Consider the following 18,283-nt stretch of genomic DNA (forward strand, 5'->3'; position numbering starts at 1 on the left):
ACACAACTTACTGATGCCTCCCTGCCCCCAGGAGCGATTGAGTAGTTCTACGGTATCTGAACATCTTCGCCTTAGTCAAACAACTTGCTGATTTTCCCTACACCCATAATCACCGTAAAAATACTTAAAATATCAATCACAAATATCAAGCTTCCACTTGCAACAAAACCATTGAATTTAATCAATATACTCAATTTGGGTGTGAGCAAGCTCGCTGGAAAACCGATGAAAAATCACCACTAAGACTGATTCAAATCACAAGACAAATTATTTATCAGATCCAGACTGTAGTTAAGTATATCTGATTTATCAATCAATCAGGGGAGCTAAAAAACATGCAAGTATTAGAAAATATAGCTGTTTCATCTGCCACCACTTGTGAAACTTATTTAACAAAAATTCAATTCACCTCTGAAGCTAAGCTTTATATGGTTTGGGTCAAAAAAATAGATAATGAGGGGCGCGAACACCTGGTTGCAGAGTGGCAATTTAGAAACTAATTGTTAAGAGTCCTCAAAGTTCGGACAAGCATCTGCATCTACCATTTTCAAAATGCACCTAGCTTAAACCCCGGCTGGCAAGCCGGGGTTTTACTTTGATTAGACTTCGACCATATTTCTTGTGGTATAGGCGTCGATGCCTGTCAAAGAGATTCTTTTTTGCAGAGGTCTATTAAGTTCGCGCTACTTTAAGGGCAGCATTTGTTTATCCGTTCCTATGTCCAACTCTTCTATCACCGTCACCGTCAAACTGTTTGCTGTCTACCAGGAAGCTTACAAAGTCCCTGAATTAGTCCTGGAATTTCCTCAAGATACACCCGTCTTTGCAGTGCGCGATCGCTTCATCACCGAACACCCCTCTCTCGCACAATGGCGCGATATCACCCGCTTTGGCATCAATCTCCAATTCGTCGCACCCGATACCGTTATGCAAGATGGCGACGAAGTTGTACTCATTCCACCCGTCAGCGGCGGTTGAATCTAGCAGGTGGGCAGGGGGGCAGGGGAGCAGGGGAGAATTTGAATTTATATTCTCACCTGCACACCCGCTCACCTGCTGGTAATAGCAAAGTAACTTTTGTCAATATAAATTTAATTAATATTCAAATTAATTTTTAATTATTAATAATAGCTGATTTTGGCGTAGCGATCGCTCTCAATCCTACTGCTGACTCAGCTTACCCCATACCCGACAAAAAAAGTCGGATATGTTTGACGAGTATTTTTACCCCGTGATAGTATCAAACACATGTTGACGGAATGCCCAGAAAGTAGAGATTAAACCCATGACTGTTGCGACTACCACCCCAACCCAGGCTAAAACCTCTAACTTTAAACACCTGAAGTGTAAAGAGTGCGGCGCAGAGTACGAAGCCAAAGCGCTGCACGTGTGCGAGTTATGCTTTGGGCCGTTGGAAGTCGCATACGACTACGACGCCATCCGTCGCCAAGTGACTCGCGAAAGCATTCAATCTGGGCCGAATTCGATTTGGCGCTATCGGCAATTTTTGCCCGTCGCCACCGACAACGTCATTGACGTGGGAACCGGGATGACGCCGCTGGTTCGTTCTCACCGCCTCGCCCGCCGCCTGGGACTGAAAAATCTCTACATCAAAAACGACGCCGTCAACATGCCCACCCTCAGCTTCAAAGATAGGGTGGTATCAGTCGCACTGTCCCGCGCCCGCGAGTTGGGATTCACCACGGTATCTTGCGCCAGCACGGGGAATTTGGCTAATTCTACAGCTGCGATCGCCGCCCACGCCGGACTCGAATGCTGCGTCTTCATCCCCTCCGACCTAGAAGCCGGTAAAGTTTTGGGTACGTTAATCTACGGCCCCACCGTCATGGCAGTTCAAGGCAACTACGACCAAGTCAACCGCCTCTGCTCGGAAGTTGCCAATACATATGGATGGGGATTTGTCAATATCAACTTGCGCCCCTACTACTCCGAAGGTTCCAAAACCCTGGGTTACGAAGTCATCGAACAACTCGGATGGAAACTCCCCGACCACATCGTCGCCCCCCTGGCATCGGGTTCCTTATTCACCAAGATTTACAAAGGCTTCCAAGAATTCGTCAAAGTCGGCTTAGTCGATGAAAAACCAGTCCGCTTCAGCGGCGCGCAAGCAGAAGGATGCTCCCCCATCGCCTCAGCGTTCCGGGAAAACCGCGACTTCATCAAGCCAGTCAAACCCAGCACCATTGCCAAATCTATCGCCATCGGTAATCCAGCAGATGGAGTTTATGCCGTAGACATCGCTAAGAAAACCAACGGTAACATCGAATCCGTCACCGACGCCGAAATAGTCGAAGGCATCAAACTGCTAGCCGAAACCGAAGGTATTTTTACCGAAACCGCAGGCGGCACGACCATCGCCGTATTAAAGAAATTAGTAGAAGCTGGGAAAATTGACCCAGAAGAAACTACAGTGGTATACATCACCGGCAACGGTTTGAAGACACAGGAAGCCGTACAAGGTTACATCGGCGAACCCCTGACCATCGAACCGAAGCTAGATAGTTTCGAGCGAGCTTTGGAACGCGCTCAAACCCTCGAACGCCTCGAATGGCAACAAGTGCTTGTGTAAGTGCTAATCGGTAATGGGTCATAGGCAAAACAATCCCCAATGACCCATCACCAATTACCAATTACCAATTACCAATTACCAATTACCTATGACCGTAAAAGTTTTAGTCCCCACCCCACTGCAAAAATTTACCAACGACCAAGCAACCTTAGAATGTAGCGCCAACAACGTTGCTGAACTGCTAGATTCTTTAGAACAAAGCTGTCCCGGCATTAAATCCCGTCTGTGCGACGAAGAAGGAAAACCGAGAAGATTTTTGAACTTCTACGTCAACAGCGAAGACATCCGCTTCTTAGAAGGAACCGAGACACCGCTTAAAGATGGCGATGAAGTTAGTATTGTTCCAGCTGTTGCAGGTGGTTGAAGATTTAATCGATTTTGAATTTTAGATCGCACTTCGTACAACGGACGGTTAAAAGCCTTTGCATCACCACCAAAAGCTTTTGACCGTCTTCTGCATAAAGGTATTCCTGCCGAGCGAATAGTGATATGATGTCCGTTGAATTGCCCATAATCAAAAAACCTCACCCCGTTGTTGCGTAGGGGCACGGCATTATAGATATCTCGGACAAACAGATAACGTTAATAATGCCGTGTCCCGGCTTCGTACAACGGACGGTTAAAAGCCTTGGCATCACCACCAAAAGCTTTTGACCGTCTTCTGCATAAAGGTATTCCTGCCGAGCGAATAGTGATATGATGTCCGTTGAATTGCCCATAATAAAAAAACCTTACCCCGTTATTGCGTAGGGACACGGCATTATAGATATCTCGGACAAACAGATAACGTTAATAATGCCGTGTCCCGGCTGCTAATTATGGGTAATCTTAAGGACATGATATTACGCCTAATTTGGCTCTGTCTCACCAGAGGTTGCCTGCTGAATCTTCCGTTCTAGGGTTTTTTCCCAATCAGGATCGTCCGGGTTGATGGTTATCATGCGCCCTGCTGCTTTTGAACGATCGACATAGATATGAAAAGCATTTATGTCTTCTCGGTGAGTCAGCACATACCGACGTAGTTCGTCAAGGCTCATCTGATTGTAGTTGACTAATGTCATGGCTCGTACCCTCGTCAATAAAACAGGACTAAAGCTGCGTGTCACAATTGCTGGCTGGTGCGTGACGTTACAAGTCTCATTGCTACGTTGAAATATTCTCACAACGTCACGCACCCGGAGAGAAAAAATATGCCAGTTGCGTAAGTCCTATAAAACCTGAAATCTCACGGCGATCGCTCCCTGTCCCCCAGTAAACGCTAGAATTTGCCCATGTCCAGTCAATAAATAATCCTAAATTCTGTTGAATTGAGCTATGGCAGAAGCAACCAATCCCAATGAAGCGGGTGAAGTAGCACCCAGCGTCGCAGAAGAAAGCGCCCCCAGCACCGACTCCCCGGTGGCGACGGATATTCCCTCTGCAAACGCGCCCGATCCAACAGCATTAAATCCAGAAACAAGCCCGAATGCGGCGGAAGAGAAAACTGCGAAAAAGCCAGCTGCCAAACCTGCGGGTGATGCAGCTAAACCAGCTGCTGCCAAAAAGGAAAAAGCACCAGCTGTTGAAGATAAACCCTTCGCCGAGTTTATTCAACAAGACTTCATGCCAGCCTTGACAGCAAAACTGGCTAAGCAAGGCGTGGAGGATTTAGAACTGACGCTGGCAAAGGAAAAAATTCCAGTGATTGGCTATGCCGATGCGCCGGAATGTTCGCAAATTATCGGTCGCTGGAATGACGGTTGGCGTGAATTTCGCGTTTATTTCATCCAAGACAATCTTCAAGGGCCACGTGGTTTTTCCTATGCTGAAAATAAAGGAAAACCGAGTACCATTGAACCTTTCTTGATTGACGAACGGAAAATCACCCTCGATTTGCTATTGTTTGGGGTTGTCCAGCGGTTAAATGGTCAAAAGTGGCTGGTGAGAAATTAGCGAATAGGCATAATTAAACGCCACATGGCTTTCTTTAAAAACCCGGTTTCTTAAAGAAACCGGGTTTTTTGATCGCAATGGAAACAATAAGCAATACCCAAGTTATAGGCGGAAGTTACCCCCACGGGGGTAACTTCCCTGTTACCTTGCTTGTACATACTCATGCAAAAAATCAAGCAGTAAGCTGTTGAAAAATTTTGAATTATCTAGATTTGCCGCGTGCCCCGCCTTGGGAATCACCTGATATCGGCAATTTGGTTCGCGTGTTGCCCATACTGAGGCAATCTTTTTAATGTTACCTGTCATATCATTATCACCATGCGTTAACAACAGGGGTTGCGTAATGTGATATCCAGGTTCGTAGTGCAAGACCTTCGTTAACTCAGTCATCACCGCGATAAAATTATGCTTTGATATTTGCTCGAATGCTCGATTCAAATACGCTCGAGCCTCAGCACTGATCGCGCTCACCTGAACCATCTGATGCTTCAGTAAATTCCACGGATAGAACTTGAGCAGTGGAATGGCAATTTGAGTCTGCAACATTTCTAGTTGTGAAAGTTTGAGTGTGTTACAAGTGCAACCCAGCATGACCAATGCCCTAATGGAGTTTGGATAATAGAACACAAGCTCCTGATGAATGTTGCCTCCCATTGAGTGTCCAACAAAGGTTGCCTGGGAGCAACCCAACCGCTCAAGCATTATGAGTAGATCGTTGATCGCATCGCGAATTTTAAACTCTTTGCCTCTTAGTTGCGATAGCCCATGTCCACGCACGTCCCAAGTCAGCACGCGATATTCTTGAGCAATGAAAGGTACTTGCGCGTCAAACTCATGGTGATCTACTCCGGCTCCGTGCGTAAAAATAATTAAAGGTTTATCTTCTGAACCAGTCAGCCAGTAGTGAAGCAAACAGCCATCCTGCTCAACGATCTGCTCAGTAGTCACCTGATTAACTCGTTTCATTGCTGCCAAAACCACATTAATGAAAGCTGATATCTAACGGATACTTCTAAAATGCTGCAATTCTTACTATTTGCTATTTGCTAATTGCTAATTGCTCATGGGAATATTTTCTGGCTATACCATTAGCCATTAGCTATTAGCTATTAGCCATTAGCGATGATGGGCTATTAGCCGGATGTGTTTAACTGCGATCCCACCCCAACCTCACAGTTCTATAAAGTCATAAATTACAACGCCAGAAACTGGATCGTTACCAACATCGATATAGCCGCTTTGCACCATTTCTTTTAATGTTGCTTCCACCTCGGCAAAGCCAACCCCGGTATCCATTACTGCTTGAGTGACCGTAATTTTACCACCACGAACCGCCGCCGCTTTGACGAGTTTTACCATCAATTGCTCGCGGGGAGTTTGAACAACAGCCGCTGCAACGGCGGCTTGAGTTAAAGGAACTCCCGTGGGAGATAAACCCAATTTGGCTCTAGTTTGGGCGTTGTGTTCGTCCACCATGTTGGGAACTAAAACTAAATCGATAAATTGCCCAACGCCAAATAAGCCCCAGGTACAAAACCACAGCAGCCCCGTGCCAATCTTTTTGTTATAAAGCCGATGCAGTCCGCCTAAGCCGAAAAACCAACCCAGCCAGAACAGATAGCTAGTGCCAATATCGTTCATCGGTTGCTAACGCTAAAGTTATCCAATTTTAATCATAGTAGCTCTTCTTCACACCAGCTTCACAAATACAGGAATTACGCAAGGGCTTTCCTAGAAACCGGGTTTCTGCCTAGATCTCTAGTTCCAAAGCCACGATTTTTCACAGAAACCCGGTTTCTTTGCGTTGCGCGCTTCTTGACAAAAATAATTGACTGTGCTATAAAAAATCATTTACCTGCCTTCTGCCTTGTCAAAAACCTTTGCAAGTCTTAACAAAATTCGCAACAATTAGTAGCCTAGACCTTGGTAGACTAAAACCCAGCCCCTGAATCGCTGGACACAGGCAAAAACTTAAAAACAGATAAAAGAACAATTACCTATGGTAGATTCCCTCAAGAAACCCAGCTTTGAAGAGCTAAGGCCCGGTATTAAAGTCCCAGCTAAGGACACTATCCTGACGCCTCGGTTCTACACCACCGACTTCGACGAAATGGCGAAAATGGACATTTCGCCCAACGAAGACGAGTTGAGGGCGATTTTAGAAGAGTTCCGCACCGACTACAATCGCAACCACTTCGTCCGGGATGCTGAGTTTGAACAATCTTGGGATAAAATCGACGGGGAAACTCGCAAGTTGTTCATCGAGTTCTTGGAACGTTCCTGTACGGCAGAATTTTCCGGCTTTTTGCTCTACAAGGAACTGGGACGCCGCTTGAAAGATAAAAGCCCGGTTTTGGCAGAATGCTTTAACCTGATGTCGCGGGATGAGGCACGCCACGCGGGTTTCCTCAACAAGGCGATGTCAGATTTCAATCTGTCGCTGGACTTGGGATTTTTGACCAAAAATAAAAAATACACCTTCTTCAAGCCCAAGTTTATTTTCTACGCCACCTACCTTTCAGAAAAAATTGGTTACTGGCGCTATATCACAATTTATCGCCATTTGGAAGCCCATCCAGAAGATCGGATTTATCCAATTTTCCGCTTCTTTGAAAACTGGTGTCAGGATGAAAACCGCCACGGGGACTTCTTTGATGCCATCATGAAGTCGCAACCCCACACGCTGAACGATTGGAAGGCGAAGCTGTGGAGTCGCTTCTTCCTGCTGTCGGTGTTTGCGACAATGTATCTCAACGATATTCAGCGCAAAGATTTCTACGCCTCGATTGGTTTGGATGCGCGGGAATATGATATTCACGTGATCGAGAAAACCAACGAAACCGCTGGGCGCGTGTTCCCGGTGATGTTGGATGTGAATAAACCAGAGTTTTATCAGCGACTGGATGTTTGCGTCAAGAATAACGAAAAGTTGACAGCGATCGCAAACACCAACACTCCAAAATTCCTGCAATTGTTCCAAAAGCTGCCATACTACATCTCGAATGGTTGGCAGTTACTGCGACTGTACTTGATGAAGCCAATTGATGTAACGCCTCTCGAAGGTACAGTCAAATAGTTTTTCATATGTTGCTCCTTGATTATCCCGGTTCTGCTTTTAGCAGAACCGTTTTTTTTGCAACGGATTTTGCCGGGGATGTGATACCAAATCCGGACAGCATTTCCCTTTTTTTAATCAACCGCCAAGACGCCATAGACAAGGGTAGCGGTTTCCCGTAGGGTAGAGCGCCAAAAGGAAGAGAAAGAGGAAGAGGAAGATGATAAAGGGGGTTTTCCAGGCGGATTTGCTATAACAGATGCTATATTTGCTACCGTATCAGGGTTCGCTGCTAGCACGCTGTGGGTTTAAATTTTAAATTCTAACTGGCAATGAAATTCAATTACTGGCTTGTACCGATTGGCATTAGCTTGACACTGGTAACAACTCCTGCTCTGTGTCAAACTCAACCCCAAGCAACTCCCACGCCTGCTGCTGGCGAACAAACTCAGCCGCAACAAAATCATACCCCTGCTGCGGATGACTTAGATTTAAGTCCAGAAATTATTGAAAGCAGTCCGGTTTTGCAGCGGTGGCGACAGCAAGTACCGAATGTTTTGCGGGATATTAGAAATGACCCTAGTTTTCGTACCAGATTGCGGTTGGGTTATTCCCAGTTTCCTTCGAGCGATCGCGCTAGTGGTGTAAATTTAGGTGTGGAAGATTTTTTTCTAGGTCGAACCGGGTTAACCCTGAGTGGAGAATACCAGACTTCGTTTAACGGCGAACGATCGGGGTATGGGGGAGATTTGCGTTATTATCTGCTGCCTTTAGGCGGTTATATAAATGTTGCCCCTGTGTTGGGTTATCGGCATTTAGAAACCGAAAAATATTCCAGGGGCGGGGTGAATATCGGTGCTAGGTTAATGTTGGTATTATCTCGCGGCGGTGCGGCAGATATTTCTTTAACTCAGAGTTGGGTATCCCCAGGAACCGATGAAGAAATTGGTTTGACAACGCTTTCTTTTGGTTATGCCGTTACTCGCAATGTCCGAGTTGCTACAGATATTCAGCGGCAAAATGCTAGGGAAGATAAGGATAGTCGGGTGGGAATTGTTTTCGAGTGGATGCCATAAGGTTATACAGCGAGGTCTAGAGGCAAATCGCTGATATCTCTCAAACGCTTGCCTTCAACCATAATTCGCAACATTTCACCAGCATCGTCTAAATCTGCTTCCCTAACAGCTGCCATTAACTCATAAAGATCAAAATGGTAAACACAGTCTATATCACCTGTGCCAAGAGCAATAGAAGCAATTCGACTGGGCAAAGGTTCAGCAGTTACTACAATAATGTGAGGTAATTTGCCTTTCCGGTTTCTAATTAAATTGAGTGCTTCTGTTCGGCAGTTTTGACTGCGATCGCTGCGGATTGTCCATTTGCAAGAAATGCTGGCATGTAGAATAGAAGCACCATTATTCTTTTGTCTGATAATTGCATAATTTGCTGATTCCTCATCCACCAGTTCTGATATGGCATTAATTCGGTCATCTGGTTCTGGAACGCGGAACATCACAATATCAGGTGTAATAGTGTAGTCACTGCCCAAAGCGGCGGCAAGTGCTGGATTAGATCTAGCTGCCTCATCAAGTATAACCAAGTGAGTATACTGCTCAAATTGAGCTATGGATAATCTATCTCGACTGCTTACTTTTCTAATTCCCCATGTTCCAGGTCTGAGATGACCGAGTCTTCCGAAACAATCCTGTATAAACTCCAAAACTAAATCTTCAAAAACTTTTCCAGAAGTTTGTCCAGCAATCCGACCAATACTTACTTCTCCTTGCAACTTTTCAACAATACGTCTGGCAATATTAGAACTGGCTCTACTGGATGCATCGGCAAAGTTAGGCACGCTTTGATTATTAAAACGTATTACTCCCACCAGTACAGCGGCATGAAAGTTTTTTCTAGCTTCGGAAAAGTAAGCACTCATCCCTTTCTTTCTCAAATGAATCTAACATGACCCGGATAGTTCTAGCGATCGCTCCTGCTAGGGGTGGAGGAACGGCATTGCCAATCTGCTTTGCAATTTCTGATTTACTGCCAATAAAACGGAAATCATCCGGAAATCCCATGAGTCTTGCGGCTTCTCTATGAGTGATTGGGCGGTGTTTTTCTGGATGAAGATAGCGTCCTTTTTCCGGTTTAAAAAATTCCGTTCTAATTGTTACTGATGGTTTATCCCACCATAATCGACCAAATAAATCCGTTCCTCCAGAAGTTTTTTTAATCCAACAATCGGGAGTTAATTCTGGCGCATTCTTTTGCAAGTCAAAGCGATTACCTCCTGGGGGAACAGCTTGATAACGCGCCAAACTTATTGCAGTAGGATTTCGTCCAAAGTGTAAATCAAGCGGTGGTGGAATTTTGCGAATTTCTGTTCCTTCAGGTTCAGGTAAATCGCCGATTGCATCGCGAACTGTCAGCCAATTAGGAAGATTGCTCAAAAGCGGTAAATTAGAATGAGTAGGTAATGGGGGAAAACAAGGAGATAAACTTGCCTTTTGCTTCCACCCAATAATGAAACCGCGTCGGCGTATTTGTGGAACTCCATAATCCGCCGAATTTAAAATCGCACAAGCAGTTTTAAAACCAATTCGTTCGGCTAATTCTTTGCTTTCATTACACTCTTTTGAACGCAAAAATTCCGAGACATTTTCGATGACAAAAATAGAGGCTTGCGTTGATTCCACAACCTGCATAAATGGTTGCCAAAGTGAGCGACGGGAGTCGCCTTGTCGCTTTTTATTAAGCAGGCTAAAGCCTTGACAAGGCAAACCGCCGATAACAACATCGGACAGGGGAATTTTTGGTTTTGTCCCTAGCCAGTCTTCGATATTGGCTAATATCCCATGTCTGCCAAAATTAGCGGCATAACTTTCTAGAGCAGCCTTATCGTTATCTAGGGCAAGGATACTTTGAAATCCACCCCCATATCGTGAGTCGGTGAATCCAAGAGTAAAACCGCCTGCTCCTGAGAATAGGTCAATTAGACGATATTTCTTAGCTAGGCTTCTGTTCAATTGATGACCCCTGATACTTTGTTGTAGTGCTATTGAATAATCAAAGATTTAATGCGATCGCTCCACTCAACAATCGGGTTTTCGCTGAGATGTTCGGCAATATCGTTATAAAATATCACTACAGCAACAACCGAACCCGATTCTACAATCGGCACGCCCAAAGCTGCCTTTAACCCAACTTTTTTAGCCAGATGGGATCTGTAGTATATCGATGGTTCTAACGATACGTTTTCAATCCATTCGCTTTGTTGCGTTAACCACACGCGCCCCGGTAACCCAGCACCTGCGCCAAAGGTAAAAGTTTCTGATTCTTTGCGGAACTCTGCATATTTCTCATCAGCAATGTAGTAAGCTTGATGGCATTGCAGCAGATCGTTTTTTGGCACCCACATTTCGCCGTATTTCCAACCAGCAGATTCGCAGATTTGTTTGAGTATCTGCGTCAATTCGATTTCTGAATTATCGGTTTTAATTTCCAGCAAGATGGCGTTCCAGGTTTTATGCGATCGCCTATCATTATACATCTATCTTTAGCTAGTCCCATAAAAATAACCCAAGAGCAAAGTTGCCAGAGGGTTATTTTCAAATCTTTCTATTAACTAGCCGACCAATGTCAAATCTTTGTCAGGCGTAGAAGCAGAAGCTTTTTCTTCCGCCTTTGGGGCGTACAGCACTTCTTCAACCGTGGCATCAGAGGTAACTTCTGGATGTGCGGTAGCATCAACTACAGCATCAACTACAGCGGCTTTTGCCAGACGTGCCTTGTAAACCACACCTGCTGCCACAGCGCCTGCAACTGCGGTGATGCCAACGCCTGCGATCGCCATCTTTTTGGGAAAATCGACTTGGTTGGCAGTTAGGCTGGGCGAATTGCCATCTGTGGCTGCATTAGCGCCCTTATTCTTGCCGAACATACAAGAATAAGCTTCGGCGGGAGCAACTGAAGCTAACAAAATGCTGCTAACAGCAGCCGTAGAAAGGATTGCTGAAAGGCGTAGATTTAGTTTCATAATTGCTAGTTGTTAAGAATGATTACTTTTCTAGCAACAATGTCAAAGGCGTGTCAAGTAAAGCTGGATACAAAAACAACAAATTTGTTGCGTGTGCTGAGATGAAACAATCTGAACCAGTCTATTAGATTTAACAATATTAATTGAGAGGGTTGATTTATCAATCCTAGAGGCAAAAAAAGCGGTGGGTCATCGAACCCGAAGACCCATGAGAAAATACGTAAATATACGTAAATACCGCACAGAATCGACCAGAGCTATCTCATGTTGAGTTTGACGCAACGCTTACCAGCAAATCCGGATGCAGCAGTTAGCTTTACCCTATCGCTGACCGCAGAGGAACGCACTCGCAGTCGCCATCGCTACCTTGCTCCTGACGGACAAGCAATGTATCTGCGCTTACCGAGAGGAACGGTGCTGCGCGATCGCGATCTGTTACTCTCGGACAGCGGTGATATTGTTGTTTGCGTCCAGGCTAAACCAGAACCCGTCCTGACGGTAACGGCTAAAACACCCCTAGCGCTGCTAAAAGCAGCTTATCATTTGGGTAATCGCCACGTAGCGCTAGAAATTACTACAACTTACTTACGACTGTCTCCAGATCCGGTGTTGAAGACTATGCTCGAACAAATGGATCTGGAGGTAAAAGAAGAAGTAGTGCCTTTTCAGCCGGAGGTAGGTGCTTATGGACACCAGCATTAGCGGCATCTGGGATTTTGGATTAGGTTTCTTCTTCCGGGGATCGCTTCGGGGTGCCGAACTCGTCTGGCAAATCTTCCAGACTGCAATTTAAAGCTCGACAGAGGGCTTTAATTTGAGGAATGGTCAAACTAGGTTGATACTCGCCACCCTCCCAAGCTTGAACGGCTCTGGTAGAAACTCCCAGTAACTTTGCTAGTTGCTCTTGGGTTAATTGTACTTTTCTTCTTAACACCTTCAAAGGACTTTCTGGTGCGTCTACTTCTCGTTTTTTCTTGACCATGTTAACCATAATCGATGACCTCGTACTGCTAAATTTGTTACAATTGACTAATTCAGCCCTTCCTGTGGGCGCTTACAGCTATTCCGAAGGTTTGGAACAGCTAGTTTCTTGGGAAACTATTAAAGATGAACCAAGTTTGAAACATTGGTTAGAACGGGAACTAACCTGCGGTGCAATTCGGTTAGAAGCGGCGGTGATGTTGCGAGCTTATCAAGCTGCTAAACTGGGCAATTTAGAGAGGTTGAGTTATTGGAATGCTTGGGCGTCAGCGGCGAGGGAAACTGAAGAATTACGCCAGCAAAGCTGGCAAATGGGACGCGCTTTAACGCGCTTGCTGCAACAGTTGGAACCGCAGCTAATGCCGATGGTGAACGCTTGCGGGAGTCATTGTAATTATGCGATCGCTTTCGCCATTGTTGCCGCCCACTGGCAAATAACTGATAAAACCGCCTTACTCGGATACTTACACAGTTGGGCTACCAATTTAATCGGTGCTGGGGTTAAACTGATTCCCTTGGGGCAAACTGCCGCTCAACAGTTGCTGCTAAATTTACATATCAGCATCGTTGAATCGACGGAAAAAATTTTAGCTTTGTCAGATGATGACTTGAGCAGTTGCAGTTGGGGATTAGCACTAGCAAGTATGGCTCACGAAACCCAATATACCCGGTTATTTCGCAGTTGATTTATTTGGCTAATTGCTAATTGCTAATTGCTAATTGAAGCCATAATCGATTCTCTTCTATCTCCTTCATGGTAATTAATGCCTCCTGATTTAATTTGGCTAACCAGATGTAGCTTTTTACACCTAAATGCTAGCTTATCCAATTATCTAGTTGGCGTCTACCATAAAAACGGAATTTTACTGAATCTTTATCTAAATAATTAGATTAATATTTCTCCAAACCTTGTTTAAAGATTGCATAAAGAAATGGGCTTAAATATACTGAATATACTTAAATTTTAAAAATAATTTATGAATAAAAAAGTGGGTTTGGTGCAGCAGTTGCAACTCGACAAAGTTTTGGTAAAGTTGGTGTAAAATGAACAGGAATTACGCAGGAAGATACTATCACCAAAGTTTCTGGCTGCGAAAGAAACTTTGGTGTTTGCGTAAGTCCTGACGAAGCAAGCGAGCGCAACCAATTAAAATTTCCAGTAAATTTACGGAGAATAGCTGTTAGATGCTTTAATTCAAATAACTGGATCGGGAGAAACCATCTATGACTGGGTTTCGCGTGGGAATTGCAGGCCCGGTGGGGTCGGGAAAAACGGCGTTGGTCGATGCATTGTGCAAGGGGATGCGCCAGCAATACAGCATTGCGGTGGTGACCAACGATATTTATACCCAGGAGGATGCTCAGTTTTTGGTCAGGAGTCAGGCGTTGGAGAGTTCGCGCATCGTCGGCGTGGAAACTGGCGGGTGTCCCCACACGGCAATTCGGGAAGATGCGTCGATGAATCTAGTCGCCATCGAACAGATGGAAAATCGCTTTAACAACCTCGACCTAATTTTCGTCGAAAGCGGCGGCGATAACCTCGCTTCTACCTTTAGTCCAGAATTGGTGGATCTGACGATTTACGTCATTGATGTGGCGGCTGGTGATAAAATTCCCCGTAAGGGCGGCCCCGGCATCACCAAATCGGATTTACTGGTAATTAACAAAATTGACCTCGCTCCCTTGGTAGGTGCGGATTTGGGCATTATGGAACGGGATGCCAAAAAAATGCGCGGCGATAAACCATTTGTCTTTACCAATTTAAAAACCCAGGAAGGACTTCCCTTTGTCATCGAGTTTATTAAACTGCACTTAGGCGCAACAACCGAAGCATCTTGGCTAATGGCTAATGGCTAATCGCTAATGGCGCGCCGATACAATAATGAGCAATGAGCAATGAGCAATGAGCAATGAGCAATGAGCAATGAGCAATTACCCATTACCCATTACCCATTACCCATATTTGTAGTATTTTTTGGAAAGGATTCATAGGTTTCATTCCATGCAACAGCTCTTTCACACGATTAACCGACAGAAAAAATACTACACGCGGCTAATTTTATCAGTCGCGTCGCTCTTGCTGTTTACCGCACTGGTAGCTGCACCCGCAAGCGCTACTGGAGTTTATCAGATGCCGAGTTTAGCAGCTGGTGATCCCACGCGGGTACTCGACGAAGCGGAAGTCCTCAGCCGCGCCACTGAAGGTAAAATTAGCAACGCACTGAATAATTTAGCCAAGACTACGGGTAACGAAGTCAGATTTGTCACCATTCGCCGCCTCGACTACGGGGAAACCATCGACAGCTTCACCGATGGGTTATTTGAAAAGTGGTTTCCTACCCCTGATGACCAAGGGAATCAAACATTATTGGTGATGGATACTTTAACCAATAACACTGCGATTCGGACGGGGGATAAAGTCAAATCTATCCTTTCTGATGAAATTGCCGATAGCGTGGCGTCGGAAACCGTTTTAGTGCCTTTGCGGAATGGGGAAGCGAAATACAACCAAGCATTTTCTGATGCAAGCGATCGCTTAGTCGCCGTCTTATCCGGACAACCAGATCCGGGCGCACCCCAAATTGCCGATAACATTCAAGTCGAAGGCACTTTTAAAAAGGCCGAAGAAACCGACCAAGGCAACGCTACAATCTGGGTCGTTGGCTTGTTAATTGCCGCTACCGTCATCCCGATGGCAACTTATTTTTGGTATCAAGCAATGGGGTCATAATCCCAATTGCCAAACCCGGTTTCTTTGAGGGAAATCGGGTTTTTGCTATTAACCCAAGTTGCTAGTTATCTAGTTATGGCTGCTAATCGCTAATAGCTAATGGGAGCAGTCAAAATTTTACAATTAGCAATTAGCCATTAGCCATTTAAGCAACAGATAGGTTTATAGCTAGCAACTTACATTATTAGTCTTGAACGTACTCTTCCCCATTAATCAGTGCCATTTCAGCGCGCATAAATTCTCGCCCCAAATAAGCGGCATGGTCTAACATTGTCACCGGACATGGCTGGGTTTCTTCAAAAATTTTCACGCAAAGTTCCTTCGCGGTTCTGCCAGTATATAGGGTTTCGTGGGTGCGTTGCACTTTACCCTTTGCGGGAATCACTTTTCCGGTTTCTGGATCTACGGCTAAACCCTGTTCGTTAATAACATTGGTGAAGTGCTTGGCACAAATTAGTCCAGCATCTCGCTCCAGGTAGATAATAAAATATCCACCCGGATCGAGGTCAAGATGACGATGGGATAGTTGATTATCAATTTCAGCAATTTGATTAATTTGTGCGGTTTTTTTCGCTTTTTTTTGGTCGGATAGTTCAATGCGTTGGCGAATAGCTTCCTCTGCGATGCGGATATTTTCTGCGATTGGTTCGCCTTCAGGAGTCGTCATTGGGCCATACCAAGTCGCCTCTGAATCGGGAGTGCGACGATTGTATAATACGCGCAAAGGTTCCATCTCATCCCGATGTGCCAGTGCATAGGCGATCAGTTGTTTGTTGGTCATTTCTTCAAAGTTGGGTGCCATCTAAAAACCTCCAGGCTCCATTAGGGGGGACAATAATTTGCAGTTCTTCACCTGCAAAAATGAATACAACTCCAGTTTGGTCATCAAAACGGAAAATTTGAATGTCCCGGTAATAGTTGGACAGCATCTGGCAAACGCGCAGACAAGCTAGAGCTTGTTCGTTAGTAGGAGTAATTGTCTGTTCCTCAATTGTGACACAGAGAATAGAATACAACGGTTGCATTCAGGAATCTGCATCGGAGAAGGTTACTTCCCCATCCGGGTTGAGTTTAACTTCGCGACGGCTAAAGGGAATATCCTGATTAATGGCGTCGATTTCTTGCCGTTCAATTTCGTTGACTTCGCTAATATAAGACCGGAGAATTTGAGACAGACGAGGGTTGTAAAAGCGGTGTAAGCTGTGATTGGGTGTAGCGGGGAAACCGCGACGTTTTTTATGCTGACCTCCCGCACCTGGATCGAAAATTTGGATACCGTTTGCGATCGCCCACTCAATCGGCATATAGTAACAAGCATTAAAGTGCAAGCAGTCGATCTCGTGGGTAGAACCCCAGTAGCGACCGTAAAGGCGATCGCCTTTAGTGATGCAAAAAGACATCCCCGTTGGATGGTGGGAATCGTTTTCGTTATAAGCGGCGACAAATAACACCCGATGACGATAATGGTGATGCAGTTGCTCAAAAAACTTCTTTGTCAGATACTTGCTGCCCCACCAGCCAAACTTGTCGCAATGGTCGCTGTAAAATTTGTACATGGTGGGAAATAGCGACTTGGGAATTTCATCGCCTGTGAGGGTTACTAATCGCAAGCCTGCTGTTTCTACTGCTTTGCGTTCCCGCTTGATATTGCGGCGCTGGTTGGCATTAAAAACTTGCAAATAATCATCAAATGTGTTAAAGCCAGAATTTTGCCAAACGTAGCTGTGGTGCATCCAACTGGTGAAGCCATGGCGTTCCATTATAGGACGCCATTCGGGGTCAACGTAGAGGAAATTACAACCAGAAATCTGGTGGCGATCGCAAAAATGGTCGATTGCCCCTACCATTAATTCGGTGAGTTCATCTTCATCTTCACCTGGGGCGATTAAAAAGCGATAACCTTCCGCTGGGGTAAACGGCGCCATCCCCAACAGTTTCGGGTAATATTGCACCCCCAAGCGATAAGCTAGATCTGCCCATTGGTGGTCGAAGACAAATTCGCCGTAACTGTGACCTTTGACGTAAAGCGGTGCGGCGGCGATTAGTTGGCGCTCGCGCCACACGGTAAGATGATTGGGTAGCCAACCTGCCTTCGCCGTCGCACTGCCAGAAGTTTCTAGATTATTCAACCACTCCCATTCTAAAAATGGAGTTTTGAGGGGCATGGCGAGGGCGTCCCACGCTGTCTGAGGAATTTCAGCAATCTTGTTAATCCAGGAAACAGAATAGCGAGGTAATAGCTGTTCTACCATTGGGGAAACTTGGAGCGCGAAAATTAAACTTTTTTTAGGGTAACAATAAGGAGCTTGAAGAGGACGCGGGGAAGGGGGGACGCGGGGAAGGGGGGACGCGGGGAGACGGGAAGGCAGGGAAACCAAATGATAGGAGTCAGGGGATTCCAACCAGAAACAATTTTCTTCTTCATAGCGCTTCCCAATTCGGGAGACTATTGACCGAGTGCTTCTCACTTCAGGACTTACGCCAGCGCAACCAAAAACAAAGGTGATATCTCACGACTCTAAACCCACGATTTTTCGGATCGCCCTTAGTTTTTTTGCGTAAGTCCTGACTTGAGAATGGTCACGCTCCCCATCACCCCATCTCCCCATCACCCCATCTCCCCATCACCCCATCTCCCCATCTCCCCATCTTTGCGTCTTCAATATTCAGACAGTACATTCCCATCCAGCTAGTACCATCTGACTGCTCTATACTTGCGCCATCAATAGTAATGTTACTCGGAGCGATTGCATCAATGTTGTCTAATCTCACATCTTGCACCTGGAAAGATGAATGTCAAAACCATAACTCCGTGCTAAAGGAATCATCCGTTCCAAGTCAAGTAAAAAAAGAAACAAAAGGATTTTCGGCAAGATAACTTCGAGCGCTGTGTTAGCCGCTTGTCCCCAATCAGGTAAATTAGTAGAATTAGTGGATAAATAAGCCCAATGCGCCTTC

Annotated in this window: 24 protein-coding genes and 2 pseudogenes; 11 read left to right on the plus strand and 15 right to left on the minus strand. The window is 45.4% G+C overall.

From position 1 onward, the window contains the following. Positions 1-335 precede the first annotated feature (335 nt). From ACE1CM_RS29595 to ACE1CM_RS29610, 4 genes are all read left to right on the plus strand, one after another. The gene (locus ACE1CM_RS29595; RefSeq protein ID WP_374882435.1) at positions 336-500 is read left to right on the plus strand and encodes a hypothetical protein; all 165 of its coding nucleotides are present in this window, start codon (positions 336-338) and stop codon (positions 498-500) included. Positions 501-717: 217 nt separating this feature from the next. Beyond that, positions 718-978: a MoaD/ThiS family protein gene (locus tag ACE1CM_RS29600; protein ID WP_374882436.1), complete on the plus strand. Its 261-nt coding sequence runs from the start codon at positions 718-720 to the stop codon at positions 976-978. Positions 979-1,285: 307 nt separating this feature from the next. After that, positions 1,286-2,590, plus strand: coding sequence for a threonine synthase (gene thrC / locus ACE1CM_RS29605; RefSeq protein ID WP_374882437.1), 1,305 nt, complete (start codon positions 1,286-1,288; stop codon positions 2,588-2,590). An 88-nt stretch (positions 2,591-2,678) separates the two neighbouring features. After that, positions 2,679-2,954, plus strand: coding sequence for a MoaD/ThiS family protein (locus tag ACE1CM_RS29610; RefSeq protein ID WP_374882438.1), 276 nt, complete (start codon positions 2,679-2,681; stop codon positions 2,952-2,954). Between the two features lie 4 nt (positions 2,955-2,958). Here ACE1CM_RS29610 and ACE1CM_RS29615 read toward each other — a convergent pair whose 3' ends face one another. Then, positions 2,959-3,102, minus strand: coding sequence for a hypothetical protein (locus ACE1CM_RS29615; RefSeq protein WP_374882439.1), 144 nt, complete (start codon positions 3,100-3,102; stop codon positions 2,959-2,961). 336 nt (positions 3,103-3,438) lie between these two features. Continuing rightward, the gene (locus ACE1CM_RS29620; RefSeq protein ID WP_374882440.1) at positions 3,439-3,651 is read right to left on the minus strand and encodes a hypothetical protein; all 213 of its coding nucleotides are present in this window, start codon (positions 3,649-3,651) and stop codon (positions 3,439-3,441) included. 253 nt (positions 3,652-3,904) lie between these two features. Here ACE1CM_RS29620 and ACE1CM_RS29625 point away from each other — a divergent pair, with 253 nt between their 5' ends. After that, positions 3,905-4,522 carry a DUF2996 domain-containing protein gene (locus ACE1CM_RS29625; protein ID WP_374882441.1) on the plus strand — a complete coding sequence of 206 codons (618 nt, stop codon included), beginning with the start codon at positions 3,905-3,907 and terminating at the stop codon, positions 4,520-4,522. Between the two features lie 141 nt (positions 4,523-4,663). Here ACE1CM_RS29625 and ACE1CM_RS29630 read toward each other — a convergent pair whose 3' ends face one another. Beyond that, entirely contained in the window at positions 4,664-5,488 is an 825-nt protein-coding gene (locus ACE1CM_RS29630) for an alpha/beta fold hydrolase (protein WP_374882456.1), read from the minus strand. Between the two features lie 204 nt (positions 5,489-5,692). After that, entirely contained in the window at positions 5,693-6,163 is a 471-nt protein-coding gene (locus ACE1CM_RS29635; RefSeq protein WP_226574455.1) for a TM2 domain-containing protein, read from the minus strand. Positions 6,164-6,521: 358 nt separating this feature from the next. On the opposite strand from ACE1CM_RS29635, the gene acsF reads away from it, so the two are divergent. Next, positions 6,522-7,598, plus strand: a complete 1,077-nt coding sequence (gene acsF, locus ACE1CM_RS29640; RefSeq protein ID WP_374882442.1) for a magnesium-protoporphyrin IX monomethyl ester (oxidative) cyclase — start codon at positions 6,522-6,524, stop codon at positions 7,596-7,598. A 311-nt stretch (positions 7,599-7,909) separates the two neighbouring features. Further along, a complete protein-coding gene (locus tag ACE1CM_RS29645) occupies positions 7,910-8,653 on the plus strand; it encodes a hypothetical protein (RefSeq protein WP_374882443.1) in 744 nt (247 codons plus the stop codon). Positions 8,654-8,655: 2 nt separating this feature from the next. On the opposite strand, the gene ACE1CM_RS29650 is transcribed toward ACE1CM_RS29645, so the two are convergent. The 4 genes from ACE1CM_RS29650 to ACE1CM_RS29665 form a co-directional block, all read right to left on the minus strand. Then, positions 8,656-9,513, minus strand: coding sequence for an NgoMIV family type II restriction endonuclease (locus tag ACE1CM_RS29650; RefSeq protein WP_374882444.1), 858 nt, complete (start codon positions 9,511-9,513; stop codon positions 8,656-8,658). Further along, complete coding sequence (locus ACE1CM_RS29655) at positions 9,488-10,603, minus strand: DNA cytosine methyltransferase (protein WP_374882445.1); 1,116 nt, start codon at positions 10,601-10,603, stop codon at positions 9,488-9,490. The genes ACE1CM_RS29650 and ACE1CM_RS29655 overlap by 26 nt, the downstream gene beginning before the upstream one ends. A 29-nt stretch (positions 10,604-10,632) precedes the next feature. Next, entirely contained in the window at positions 10,633-11,127 is a 495-nt protein-coding gene (locus tag ACE1CM_RS29660) for a GAF domain-containing protein (RefSeq protein ID WP_374882446.1), read from the minus strand. 75 nt (positions 11,128-11,202) lie between these two features. Continuing rightward, positions 11,203-11,613, minus strand: coding sequence for a hypothetical protein (locus ACE1CM_RS29665; RefSeq protein ID WP_374882447.1), 411 nt, complete (start codon positions 11,611-11,613; stop codon positions 11,203-11,205). 264 nt (positions 11,614-11,877) lie between these two features. Here ACE1CM_RS29665 and ureE point away from each other — a divergent pair, with 264 nt between their 5' ends. Next, on the plus strand, positions 11,878-12,315 hold the full coding sequence (gene ureE, locus ACE1CM_RS29670) for an urease accessory protein UreE (RefSeq protein WP_374882448.1): 438 nt from the start codon (positions 11,878-11,880) through the stop codon (positions 12,313-12,315). 19 nt (positions 12,316-12,334) lie between these two features. Here ureE and ACE1CM_RS29675 read toward each other — a convergent pair whose 3' ends face one another. Next, positions 12,335-12,604, minus strand: a complete 270-nt coding sequence (locus tag ACE1CM_RS29675; protein ID WP_374882449.1) for a helix-turn-helix transcriptional regulator — start codon at positions 12,602-12,604, stop codon at positions 12,335-12,337. On the opposite strand from ACE1CM_RS29675, the gene ACE1CM_RS29680 reads away from it, so the two are divergent. The 3 genes from ACE1CM_RS29680 to psb32 all read left to right on the plus strand — a co-directional run bounded on the left by ACE1CM_RS29680 (position 12,594) and on the right by psb32 (position 15,325). After that, positions 12,594-13,280, plus strand: a complete 687-nt coding sequence (locus ACE1CM_RS29680; RefSeq protein WP_374882450.1) for an urease accessory protein UreF — start codon at positions 12,594-12,596, stop codon at positions 13,278-13,280. The two genes, ACE1CM_RS29675 and ACE1CM_RS29680, sit on opposite strands and share 11 nt — an antisense overlap. A 538-nt stretch (positions 13,281-13,818) precedes the next feature. Continuing rightward, entirely contained in the window at positions 13,819-14,451 is a 633-nt protein-coding gene (gene ureG, locus ACE1CM_RS29685) for an urease accessory protein UreG (protein ID WP_374882451.1), read from the plus strand. Positions 14,452-14,596: 145 nt separating this feature from the next. Further along, positions 14,597-15,325, plus strand: a complete 729-nt coding sequence (psb32, locus tag ACE1CM_RS29690) for a photosystem II repair protein Psb32 (RefSeq protein ID WP_374882452.1) — start codon at positions 14,597-14,599, stop codon at positions 15,323-15,325. 184 nt (positions 15,326-15,509) lie between these two features. On the opposite strand, the gene ACE1CM_RS29695 is transcribed toward psb32, so the two are convergent. The 6 genes and pseudogenes from ACE1CM_RS29695 to ACE1CM_RS29720 form a co-directional block, all read right to left on the minus strand. After that, complete coding sequence (locus tag ACE1CM_RS29695; protein ID WP_374882457.1) at positions 15,510-15,881, minus strand: DUF4346 domain-containing protein; 372 nt, start codon at positions 15,879-15,881, stop codon at positions 15,510-15,512. A gap of 96 nt (positions 15,882-15,977) precedes the next feature. Then, positions 15,978-16,127, minus strand: a pseudogene (locus tag ACE1CM_RS29700) (hypothetical protein); the annotation flags it as partial. After that, positions 16,111-16,350: a hypothetical protein gene (locus tag ACE1CM_RS29705; protein WP_374882453.1), complete on the minus strand. Its 240-nt coding sequence runs from the start codon at positions 16,348-16,350 to the stop codon at positions 16,111-16,113. The gene ACE1CM_RS29705 and the pseudogene ACE1CM_RS29700, both read right to left, overlap by 17 nt. Next, the gene (locus tag ACE1CM_RS29710; RefSeq protein WP_374882454.1) at positions 16,351-17,577 is read right to left on the minus strand and encodes a GNAT family N-acetyltransferase; all 1,227 of its coding nucleotides are present in this window, start codon (positions 17,575-17,577) and stop codon (positions 16,351-16,353) included. 340 nt (positions 17,578-17,917) lie between these two features. Continuing rightward, the gene (locus tag ACE1CM_RS29715) at positions 17,918-18,097 is read right to left on the minus strand and encodes a hypothetical protein (protein ID WP_374882455.1); all 180 of its coding nucleotides are present in this window, start codon (positions 18,095-18,097) and stop codon (positions 17,918-17,920) included. After that, a pseudogene (locus tag ACE1CM_RS29720) lies at positions 18,094-18,283 on the minus strand (hypothetical protein); the annotation flags it as partial. The pseudogene ACE1CM_RS29720 and the gene ACE1CM_RS29715, both read right to left, overlap by 4 nt.

The organism is Microseira sp. BLCC-F43 (genome assembly GCF_041929235.1).
In the GTDB taxonomy this organism is placed as follows: domain Bacteria; phylum Cyanobacteriota; class Cyanobacteriia; order Cyanobacteriales; family Aerosakkonemataceae; genus Microseira.